The organism is Rhizobium sp. BK176 (genome assembly GCF_024808055.1).
Genome location: NZ_JANUBV010000054.1, coordinates 1 through 8,476, shown reverse-complemented (window position 1 = coordinate 8,476; position 8,476 = coordinate 1). Strand labels below are relative to the sequence as shown.

12 protein-coding genes and 3 pseudogenes are annotated in these 8,476 nt (G+C 55.2%); 5 read left to right on the top strand and 10 right to left on the bottom strand.

Annotation, left to right across the window (positions count from 1 at the left end; translation table 11 throughout):
* Positions 1 to 299 precede the first annotated feature (299 nt).
* The gene (locus tag FHT76_RS40905; RefSeq protein WP_183757151.1) at positions 300 to 1,355 is read left to right on the top strand and encodes a hypothetical protein; all 1,056 of its coding nucleotides are present in this window, start codon (positions 300 to 302) and stop codon (positions 1,353 to 1,355) included.
* A 67-nt stretch (positions 1,356 to 1,422) separates the two neighbouring features.
* Here FHT76_RS40905 and FHT76_RS40900 read toward each other — a convergent pair.
* Positions 1,423 to 1,585, bottom strand: a pseudogene (locus FHT76_RS40900) (DUF1127 domain-containing protein).
* A gap of 466 nt (positions 1,586 to 2,051) precedes the next feature.
* The gene (locus FHT76_RS40895) at positions 2,052 to 2,294 is read right to left on the bottom strand and encodes a DUF982 domain-containing protein (protein ID WP_183757152.1); all 243 of its coding nucleotides are present in this window, start codon (positions 2,292 to 2,294) and stop codon (positions 2,052 to 2,054) included.
* A gap of 688 nt (positions 2,295 to 2,982) precedes the next feature.
* Here FHT76_RS40895 and FHT76_RS40890 point away from each other — a divergent pair.
* Positions 2,983 to 3,246: a DUF982 domain-containing protein gene (locus tag FHT76_RS40890; protein ID WP_183757153.1), complete on the top strand. Its 264-nt coding sequence runs from the start codon at positions 2,983 to 2,985 to the stop codon at positions 3,244 to 3,246.
* Positions 3,247 to 3,533: 287 nt separating this feature from the next.
* Here FHT76_RS40890 and FHT76_RS40885 read toward each other — a convergent pair whose 3' ends face one another.
* The 3 genes and pseudogenes from FHT76_RS40885 to FHT76_RS40880 all read right to left on the bottom strand — a co-directional run bounded on the left by FHT76_RS40885 (position 3,534) and on the right by FHT76_RS40880 (position 4,510).
* Positions 3,534 to 3,827, bottom strand: a complete 294-nt coding sequence (locus FHT76_RS40885; RefSeq protein WP_183865146.1) for a YkgJ family cysteine cluster protein — start codon at positions 3,825 to 3,827, stop codon at positions 3,534 to 3,536.
* Positions 3,817 to 4,105: pseudogene (locus tag FHT76_RS41340) on the bottom strand (hypothetical protein). Before FHT76_RS41340 ends, FHT76_RS40885 begins: the two are co-directional and overlap by 11 nt.
* Before the next feature lie 213 nt (positions 4,106 to 4,318).
* Positions 4,319 to 4,510 (bottom strand): hypothetical protein, encoded by a 192-nt coding sequence (locus FHT76_RS40880; protein WP_183757154.1) that lies wholly within the window; start codon positions 4,508 to 4,510, stop codon positions 4,319 to 4,321.
* Positions 4,511 to 4,621: 111 nt separating this feature from the next.
* Between FHT76_RS40880 and FHT76_RS40875 the strand changes: the two genes are divergently transcribed.
* Positions 4,622 to 4,795, top strand: a complete 174-nt coding sequence (locus FHT76_RS40875; RefSeq protein WP_183757155.1) for a hypothetical protein — start codon at positions 4,622 to 4,624, stop codon at positions 4,793 to 4,795.
* Between the two features lie 19 nt (positions 4,796 to 4,814).
* Here the strand turns inward: FHT76_RS40875 and FHT76_RS40870 are convergent, their stop codons facing one another.
* From FHT76_RS40870 to FHT76_RS40860, 3 genes are all read right to left on the bottom strand, one after another.
* Positions 4,815 to 5,024 (bottom strand): cold-shock protein, encoded by a 210-nt coding sequence (locus FHT76_RS40870; RefSeq protein ID WP_183757156.1) that lies wholly within the window; start codon positions 5,022 to 5,024, stop codon positions 4,815 to 4,817.
* A gap of 284 nt (positions 5,025 to 5,308) precedes the next feature.
* On the bottom strand, positions 5,309 to 5,455 hold the full coding sequence (locus tag FHT76_RS40865; protein ID WP_259186872.1) for a hypothetical protein: 147 nt from the start codon (positions 5,453 to 5,455) through the stop codon (positions 5,309 to 5,311).
* A gap of 388 nt (positions 5,456 to 5,843) precedes the next feature.
* Positions 5,844 to 6,407: a DUF308 domain-containing protein gene (locus FHT76_RS40860; RefSeq protein ID WP_183757157.1), complete on the bottom strand. Its 564-nt coding sequence runs from the start codon at positions 6,405 to 6,407 to the stop codon at positions 5,844 to 5,846.
* A 115-nt stretch (positions 6,408 to 6,522) separates the two neighbouring features.
* Between FHT76_RS40860 and FHT76_RS40855 the strand changes: the two genes are divergently transcribed.
* Complete coding sequence (locus tag FHT76_RS40855; protein ID WP_183757158.1) at positions 6,523 to 7,122, top strand: TetR/AcrR family transcriptional regulator; 600 nt, start codon at positions 6,523 to 6,525, stop codon at positions 7,120 to 7,122.
* A 155-nt stretch (positions 7,123 to 7,277) separates the two neighbouring features.
* Here the strand turns inward: FHT76_RS40855 and FHT76_RS40850 are convergent, their stop codons facing one another.
* The gene (locus FHT76_RS40850; RefSeq protein ID WP_259186871.1) at positions 7,278 to 7,547 is read right to left on the bottom strand and encodes a hypothetical protein; all 270 of its coding nucleotides are present in this window, start codon (positions 7,545 to 7,547) and stop codon (positions 7,278 to 7,280) included.
* A gap of 230 nt (positions 7,548 to 7,777) precedes the next feature.
* Between FHT76_RS40850 and FHT76_RS40845 the strand changes: the two genes are divergently transcribed.
* The gene (locus tag FHT76_RS40845) at positions 7,778 to 8,245 is read left to right on the top strand and encodes a hypothetical protein (RefSeq protein ID WP_246720098.1); all 468 of its coding nucleotides are present in this window, start codon (positions 7,778 to 7,780) and stop codon (positions 8,243 to 8,245) included.
* Between the two features lie 149 nt (positions 8,246 to 8,394).
* Here the strand turns inward: FHT76_RS40845 and FHT76_RS40840 are convergent.
* A pseudogene (locus FHT76_RS40840) lies at positions 8,395 to 8,476 on the bottom strand (IS5/IS1182 family transposase); the annotation flags it as partial.

Genomic DNA, 8,476 nt, shown 5'->3' with positions numbered 1-8,476 from the left:
CAAAGGCCGTACATATGAACGCACCGTCCGCGTGGATAAATCGGTTGAGAAGCCCCTTGCACCGCGGGCCGTTCCACATATGAGGTTGTATAGGTTCGAGAACGGATCGGTAGTTGCTATGGGCTCAAACCATGGATCCGCCCACTAAGGAGGAATTCAATGCCACTCAAATGATCCATTTGACAAAAGACCTGATGTGATGGGAACCGAAGCTTACGCCTCCAATTGGGGCCCATGATCTCGTTGCCGCAAGGCCGATTCCGAGCTATGCTGCAATGCAACACTATTGGGAGGTTGACATGCATACCTTGCCAGTAATTGCAGACGTCCAAATCGAACGCGCTTTGGCTTCACCGGCCAAGTTTGCCGACAACCCCTTCCGCACTTGGGCGCTTGACGCGCTACAGCGACGGAACGCCACTCTCGACGCAGTGTTCTACGATGTAAATGCAGTGACGCCTGAAGAAATCCCCGACGTTGCATTTTGGCTGGCTCGGGAAGGAGCCGTCATCCTTGTGCCTCCTTCGGGAGAGGGTCGCCTCAAGGTGTTTTTGACGCCTGAGGATTTTCTACGCCATTCTGACAGCGCCAACGCGCTGGCAATCGCTGGCGTCGGTAGTTCTGCGCTCGGAGCCGCCGCGTTCGCGCGAAATGTTGCCGACGGGCTTGGCGAACCCGTTGCCGCTGTTGTTTCAGGATACGGATTGGCGGACGTTTTGACCGAAGCACTCGGTGGCTTTTTCTGGTTCGGTGCGCTCAACAGCATCCGACATGTATTTGAGCCCATCGATGCATTCACGAAGATGTTTTCCAGCACAGAACAGCTTGAGCATGGTTACCTGTGGACACGAACAAGCCAGGATACCGAAACTGTGATCTCGTTGCTCGAGGACAAACGATTTGCGCCGCGTTTTCTTGTTGGGCATTCCAAAGGCAATCTTGTTCTCTCCGAGGCGCTCTACGCAATTGTCGATGAGCGGCCAGACCTGGCCGAGCAACTCTCCGGACGGTCGCGGATCGTCACGATCAGCGCAAAAGTCGGGATGCCTTCGCTTTTCAGGGATGTCGTGGACGTAATGGGTGAGTGGGACTGGTTTGGCGCCCTGAATTCGCGCCCTGACATTCCGGCGGATATCACGGTACCCAATGCTTGGCACAGCACCAATCCTGCATTTCCGATCGGAACAAGCATCAACGTTGCCAAAACGATCGAGAGCGTGCGCACGAAATTCCAACGCGCTCCGGTTGCGATGCGTGCCGCCAATCTGTCGAAAATTCTAGACGCTCCGCAGCGCACGGTCGCTTCGATGCGTTCGCGCTTGCAGAGCGATGGCCGCGAGAATGAACGTTGGTAGACCGCGCCGATGAAAAAAAGCACCCGTCTTGAAGCGAGCGTTAGAACAATGCTGCCGACGAGGCAGTTTAGCGGGTAGATGCAGCCTTCGCGACGTTGCGGATGTCCGCGCGGTCGATGCCGAGGTAGCGCAGTTCGCGGTTCGTCATGCCGCGGTTCGTCATGCGGCCGAGTTCAGACCGCCTGATGGTACTTGCGCTAATTAGTGAACGAGCGTGCTACATCCGTGATAATCCCATTTACCGGCTGCCAGTCCGTGGCGCTTCGTTCGCTTCGGTGGCCTCTGCATTCCATTGCAGCGCCAACTAACGATGCTAGTAATGCCCTAAACGCATAGCTTTAAAAGGCATCCAAGTTTAATCCGACAAAGTCACATGATCAATTCGTCAGCGTAGAAATTCGCTTCGAGCCAAGAGCGTGCGAGCGTAAGATCGAAGTTGTCGGGTGCCAAGCCATGCCCTGTTTCCAGCGAATGGTGGGTGATATCGGCTTTGGCTTTTGAAAGCTGCTCGGCAGGGAGCAGGGGGTAGTGTGGCCTGCGTCTGTTGTCGTGGAGCTGAGCCTTGAAATGATCAGCACGGGCTTGCGCGACAGTTCTGCAAGGACGGATCACTCGGCAATCACCTACGGGCGCAGCGGGTTCGCTCCAACAAGCAACCGCGTTACGACGGCAAGGTTCCCTCCCGTCAAGCCTTGGCTAGTGCACGTGCATATTGGCCGCCCCTATTGCTTCCAGAAACTTTGCACGCGCTACCTCGGTGTCGATTTGACCGGCGAGTGCACCTCGGCACGCGTTTCGCGCCTCGATGAAGGACACCGTTTCACAGTCCTCCCAGCTATCTTTCAAAAAGAGAACGGCGTCGAAGGCGCTCGTGACGAATTCGCTACCTCGCGAGCCCACCGAGATTTGGACGGGCTTTTCCCACTTGGCGATTGACATGACGATCTCCCCGTTGGCTCAAGCGACGGGCAAACGTGCAATTCTTGGAAAAGTTCCGTGCCCCTACCGCGGTCATGGATACTTCCTCTGCGAGGGCGCGGACGGCCGACAAGACCTGCGCCGACCGCCCACTCCTCGTGTGCTACCCAGCGCCCAAGAACATCAGCAGATACTAATGTGTTCCAGGCCTTCTCCCAACCTCGTCCAGGGAGAAGTGGCCCAAAAGTAAGAGTTTTATTCCTTTTGAATTGGTTGGGCTGTGGTTATCCTGTTGATAGTTGGTGAATCGTCCGCTTCTACCGGAACCTGCCCACGCACCGGTTGTCGAGGACGGGCGGCGCTGCGAGGACAAATTAGTGTGCCAGGTAGCAAATTCTCACGCCGGTCCAGAGCTCACTTCCGGCTGCAACTAGACTGCCAATCGATTGCTTTCCGCATCGCTAGTGATGCTCTTCACCTTGAGTGTGTCGGTGTGAAGGTCGGGTATGATATCGCGCGATCTGACGCCTTGGCCACGCTCTTTTGAATCGGGGCTCCCCGACGCCCCATCTCGAACGCTATTCCAACGTTGGCCTGTTCAAAGCCCGAGCTCCGGGCCCAGAGGCGTTCGAACTGACCGCCAAATGTCTTGAGGGTGGAACGCTTCTTGCACGGTTACTAATGTGTTTACCGCGAGGAGGCTTTTGTAATGAATTGGCACAGAAGCGATATTTTCGCTCCCCTGATGCTTGTAGTGGGTGGTCGAGAAAAATACAGACTTGTGAGTTCGCTTAGGGAGGCTGCGGAAGCTCTCATTGGTGACTGGCCATCTGACGACGGCGAGGAGTACATGGAAGCGGTAAAGATTTGTCTGGACGCAATCCACGGCAAGCTGACGGCGCATGAAGCACGTGAGGCACTCATTCGGGCTGCAGACGAAGCAGGAATTCCGGTAATCCGCGTTGTTCATTGAACATACGGTTGGGAGATGTTCCGTTTCAATCTAGATCTTGCCTTGTAAAAGCGATATCTTTGGTTGTACTGCGAGAGGTTCAAGGAAGTTGATTTCGCGTTTCGCGGGTGGAGGCGGCGGTGGAACAGATAGAGGCAATCGATCAAGCAAGAGCGGCGCATAAACAAAAAAGGCTCCGAGGCGGGGCCAAGTAAATCAGCTTACAAGTGAATCCTAACGTACAGCAAAGTACCCATTGCCTGGTGCACATCTACAGCTAATCGCGGGAAGAACCTGAGGCCCGCTCGCTAGAAACCAAATTTAGCCCGCGCGGTCTCACAAGCATCATCACCAGGAACACAAGCTCGACAGACATCTGGCCGAACTTCATAGACCAGGCATGCCGTGCTTATGCCGACTTCACCCGCCAACGCGGAGCATCGCGAGCCTTCGCAGCGCATGCCGCCTTGATCAGCTGCCACGTAGTAGCCGGGGACCAAAACCAGATCGTCATCAGCTTCCGTGGTGAACCTGGGCCACTCGGATGAGTATGAGCAGCACGCACCGCAGCTTTGGCAACCGACTTCGCCGTCAAACGCCACCCTCGCCCTCGTCGCGCGCGACAGACTTCCCGTGAGGCGAATACGCCGCGCCATCGGGTCGATCGAGAGTGTGAAGGAGGTCAAGTTCCCTAAGCCGCTCCACCGTCGCCGTTGTGACCGACTTTTACCTTGATTGGACGCTCTTTAAACCGGTGTGACCTTGCGTAAGTGATGGCAGCGTTAAGATGTGTCCAGGCCTTGCCATCTTGGGAATGCAAGTCGCCATCCTTGGCAAGCTTCAAGGCTTTAGCCTGAGACGGTGTCAACTCCACCGAAATGGCTTGGGAATTTGCGCTGACTTTCTCTTTCGCAATCAGAAACGGTCTCCTTTAATTTTCTTGGCTCCCAGAATTGGGATTTCGTCCTTAGTTTTGACGTGCCTAAACAACAGAATAGAGCCGGACACAAATCCGGCTCCACTGTGCTTCCATCTCGTCTCCGTGCCAGTATATCCGTGGTCAGGAAGGCGAAGGGATTTGGCGGCGGGCGTTCTAGGGCTTCCTTTCTTCGGACGGCTCTACGACAGGCTGCGCCAGTCTGAGCGCCCTAAGCTTTTGCGTTTTCTTGTCTCTTTCAGCAGCTTCGGCTTCGAGAATATTGCGAACCGTGGAATTCACCTGCGTCGCTTTCGCGTAGTCAGAAAGTTTGGCAGGGTTGAAAAACGCTTCTTTCGTGATGGTCATGACCTCACTCCCATTAAATCTGCATCCTCAAGCAAGCGATCAAGTTTTGCGGGAATTTCTACGCCCAGCGTCGGACTTGCCTCTGGCAGATGATGTCTTCGCATCGTACGCTTGGCCGAAATTCGTTCCGCCAAGGTGACCGCCACCACTGGTGTTCCTTACCTGGCGGAGAGCCCGCTGGATTTGTTGGTCGGCATTTGTCTTTTTCATTCGATCACTATCTCTGAAAACGAGGAAAGGAAGGGAGACCCGACCTTTGAAGGTTCGGTCGATGTACATCCCTGATAAAAGGCCGATGGGTAACTTAGGCAGCTTGCAGGTTTTCAGCGGCGCTCTTGCCCGAGCGGCTATCCTCGACGACGTCGAAGCTGATCTTCTGCCCTTCGGAGAGGAAACTCATCCCTGAGCGCTCGACGGCGGTTATGTGAACAAAGATGTCCTTGCTGCCGTCCGTAGGCTGGATAAAGCCGAAGCCTTTAGTGGTGTTGAAAAACTTAACGATACCTGTGTTCATGACGATTATCCTTTTCAATCGCACGATTGGTCGCTGCCCGACGAGAGCCATCGGCAGTCAATGATCGATGTCTGTAAGAAAAGGTTCGCCAGCTGCGTCGTGTAACGCAAAGCAAAGCTCAAAAAGCAAAAGTCGATGCTTTGTATATAATGAGCAAGAAAGTTATATTCAAGACGAGAGGCCCCGCCTAATTTCCCCGCGATATTCGACAGCCTTCGGCGGCTTCAAAGGAAAGAGCGTAGCTTTTGAAGCCACGCCCCGCTGTATAGCTTGGCGGCAGCTGACTACGCGGGAGATGACCGTGGCGCTTTCAGCAACGCAGCTTTTCGCTCTTCCTCGCGTCTGCCCAGCATCGCTATGTAGCGACTGCGCAGCGTTTTCATGTCGATTTCACCCTGCACCCATTTCTCAAGCCATGCTTGGAAGTCCATGGACCTCTCAACGGGCATTCCCGCTTTCTCAGCTCGCCTGAAAGCGGCTAGCCTCGATTTCCATATTGATCCCTCTAACAAGTGGAGGGGGCTTGGCGGGCGCCGCCCCGCTGCTTGAATTGTAATTCTGATTCAGGACCGCACTTCTCACTGGCGAATTGGACGTTGATTCAATGCTGTTACCAACCGGAAACAGCTCAACGATATCCTGGAGTGGGAATCGATACGCGGCACCACCGGCGTCGACATAAAGGTATCGGTCGTCTAGGCGCGAGCGAAAGCCCAGTCATCCAAACCATCGCAGTTGCACTGCCGACCGCAAGCATTGCCAGTGAGAGAGCGCGATCGTCATCCTGTCAACGCGATTGCTTTCGATCGAGCTCCGCAGTCAAATCGCGGAAGTTGCCGTCCCACGGCTAGAAACGGTCAACCAGATCGCCGAAACCGCAAAATAGAACGCACCAAATCCCGCATAGGGCGCGACGTCAAGAATCGATGGCGGCGTAGCACCTAACGACTGCGTGATCATGAACCCGCCAGCCAGGCACGACTGGCCCCCGCTCAGGATCATCGCCCATTGGGCACCATGATACTGCCACCGCCGGACACCTGTCATAAGCTGAAGCAAACCAGAAAAGATCGCCCAGACGCCAAATACGGCCAATATTGCGAATGCGCTTTCTGACGCTGCCACGACTACCGCTACCGTCGTTGCCGTGCTGACGAGAATGTTGAGGGTCTGCGAGCCATTCGCCTTGAATCCGCCATTTGAGCTAGCATCGACCAAGTTCGCGACGGCGTCCCATGCTGGATAGATTACGAGCAGACCCAATGCCCAGATTTGGTTGTCGGCAGTGATGATTGCGAGAGAAACCCACAAGATCGAGAAGGACGCACGCACGTAGTAGTACGATCGCAACCAATGGGATTGCCGGGTTTTCTGGCTTTTCATGCTTTGCTCCAATGCCGAGGCCTACCTTCTAGTAGGATGATTCATTCCTTATGTCAAACCTTTGATGATCGTATTTCATGCTTGACAACCTGCCTACCGATAGGTAGGGATGACTATGGAGACAACAACTTCGACCGCTGGAAAGATCTTGGACATCGCACAGTCCTTCATCGTGAAGGGCGGTTACAACGGTTTCAGCTACGCCGACATCTCAGGCGTCATTGGCATCCGCAAGGCTAGTATTCATCATCATTTCCCGACAAAGAACGAGCTGGTCGCAGTTCTCGTCGATCAGTACCGTAGGCAAGCATCTGATGGCCTCAATGGCTTGGACAAGAGCATTCCGAGCCCGCTGGATCGGCTTGAGGCTTATCTCAGTTTTTGGCAGAAATGCATCAAGGACGCGTCGGCTCCGATCTGCGTCTGTGCCATGCTCGCCAGTGAGATCGCTCTTTTGCCAGATGACATCGCTTCGCGGGTGCGTGCACATTTCCAGCGGTTGGCTGAGTGGTTGGCGGGCGTTTTGAAATCAGGGGCCGATCAAGGGGTATTCCGCATCGCCAATACACCTGGTCAGGAAGCGCAACTGTTCATGGCGGCCGTCCATGGCGCGATGTTGTCAGCGCGGGCACTGAATGATCCCAAGCTGTTCGGCATCATCACGAAGCCCCTTCTGGAAAGGTTGAAGGCGGTTGGTAATGAGCGTAATCCTTGAAACCAACCCATCGGCAGCTGAGTTTTATTGTTTCCGATCCCCGCAGCTGCGGAAAGCGATAGAACGCGAAGCAACGTCGCGTGCCAACGGGTGACGCTGCGCAAGCCATCGGACGATCAAGACGCAAACAGATGCTGTTTGCCTCGAGCGCGCCTCTAGTCGCAAACGTTCCTGTATAGTACCACCCGGTGCCCATGGCGGTATCCGTAGTATTTCCTGGTCCAGCAGCGTTGGGCATAGCGGCTTTCCGGGCCGTCATAGTCGTCATCGTACACATAGCGAGGCGAGTACCGATAGTCCCGCGCGGCTGGTGGATCATCGTGGTAGCGAGGCCCCGCGCCGTACTCAAAGTAGATCTGAGAGAATGCCGGCGACGCTGACAACGTGGTCGCCAGTGCCAGCGCCGCGATAACGAGCTTTTTCATATCTTCTTCCCATTGCAGTTAAATGTATTGTCCCTTGGTAAGGATGTCTCCCGCCTCAGGTGTAATACGTCATTGGTGTTGCGCTTGAACATCGGACCTAAGTCCGGCAGCGGTCAGACTTCGGTTTGGTCACCGTCAGGACCTTTGTCCGACTGTTCATGTTGATCCGACTCTGCATAGTCTTGCACGTCCCCAGCCCGTCGGACACCGGAGTACTCGGGGTGCCCGCCTTGAAATACACCAAGCGCGAACTTCGAACGACGATGGAGCCAGAGATGCGACAACGTGACGAAGCACTCACATCGGAAGATTTGTCGATCTGTGATGAAGTCCTGAACCACGTCGCGCAAAAGCATTCCATCGAAGATCAAGCCGATCGACTCCATCTTGCGGCTATTGTCATCGAGGTCTACCGGCAGGGAGTCCACTGTCCAGAACAGTTGACTGTGCTTGTCGATGCGTCCTGCGAAGCCATGCTTGAAATGAAGGGTTCCGGTCAGACGTCGGCTACGGCACCGCTCGAGGCCTCAATCCCCGGCAGAACTTGTCACAGCCAGTCTAGCCGGGTTCGCGAGCACCCCTGCCATCGAGAGCAATTTGCTGAGGCCGGTTCCCCATGTGAACCTCATCGGCACCTTCAAGGCGAACCGGAGGCGGCGGTCATCGGTCTGGATGGATCTACCGGAAGCGCTGCGTAAGGCTTTGGGCGCGCATCGATCCCCTAAGTGTATTGCCAGAAAGGCCGGAGCGCATGTCGAACATGGAAACCGGCCCCTTTCCTTCTTGGCGACCCCCTGCCGTCGTGCCTGATTGTGTAGGAGGCAGCGTCACTAGCTAGGCCGTCGACTCATAAACTCTGACACCAGATCCTTGCCGCGACGAGTTTGACCGCTGCGAGATAGTTTTCCGGGCGCTTGTCGTAGCGAGTA

Coding starts and splice junctions, on each gene's coding strand:
- FHT76_RS40890 (WP_183757153.1), top strand. CDS start 2,983: ATGAATTGGCACAGAAGCGATATTTTCGCTCCCCTGATGCTTGTAGTG.
- FHT76_RS40880 (WP_183757154.1), bottom strand. CDS start 4,510: ATGACCATCACGAAAGAAGCGTTTTTCAACCCTGCCAAACTTTCTGAC.
- FHT76_RS40870 (WP_183757156.1), bottom strand. CDS start 5,024: ATGAACACAGGTATCGTTAAGTTTTTCAACACCACTAAAGGCTTCGGC.
- FHT76_RS40855 (WP_183757158.1), top strand. CDS start 6,523: ATGGAGACAACAACTTCGACCGCTGGAAAGATCTTGGACATCGCACAG.
- FHT76_RS40865 (WP_259186872.1), bottom strand. CDS start 5,455: ATGGACTTCCAAGCATGGCTTGAGAAATGGGTGCAGGGTGAAATCGAC.
- FHT76_RS40905 (WP_183757151.1), top strand. CDS start 300: ATGCATACCTTGCCAGTAATTGCAGACGTCCAAATCGAACGCGCTTTG.
- FHT76_RS40895 (WP_183757152.1), bottom strand. CDS start 2,294: ATGTCAATCGCCAAGTGGGAAAAGCCCGTCCAAATCTCGGTGGGCTCG.
- FHT76_RS40860 (WP_183757157.1), bottom strand. CDS start 6,407: ATGAAAAGCCAGAAAACCCGGCAATCCCATTGGTTGCGATCGTACTAC.
- FHT76_RS40850 (WP_259186871.1), bottom strand. CDS start 7,547: ATGAAAAAGCTCGTTATCGCGGCGCTGGCACTGGCGACCACGTTGTCA.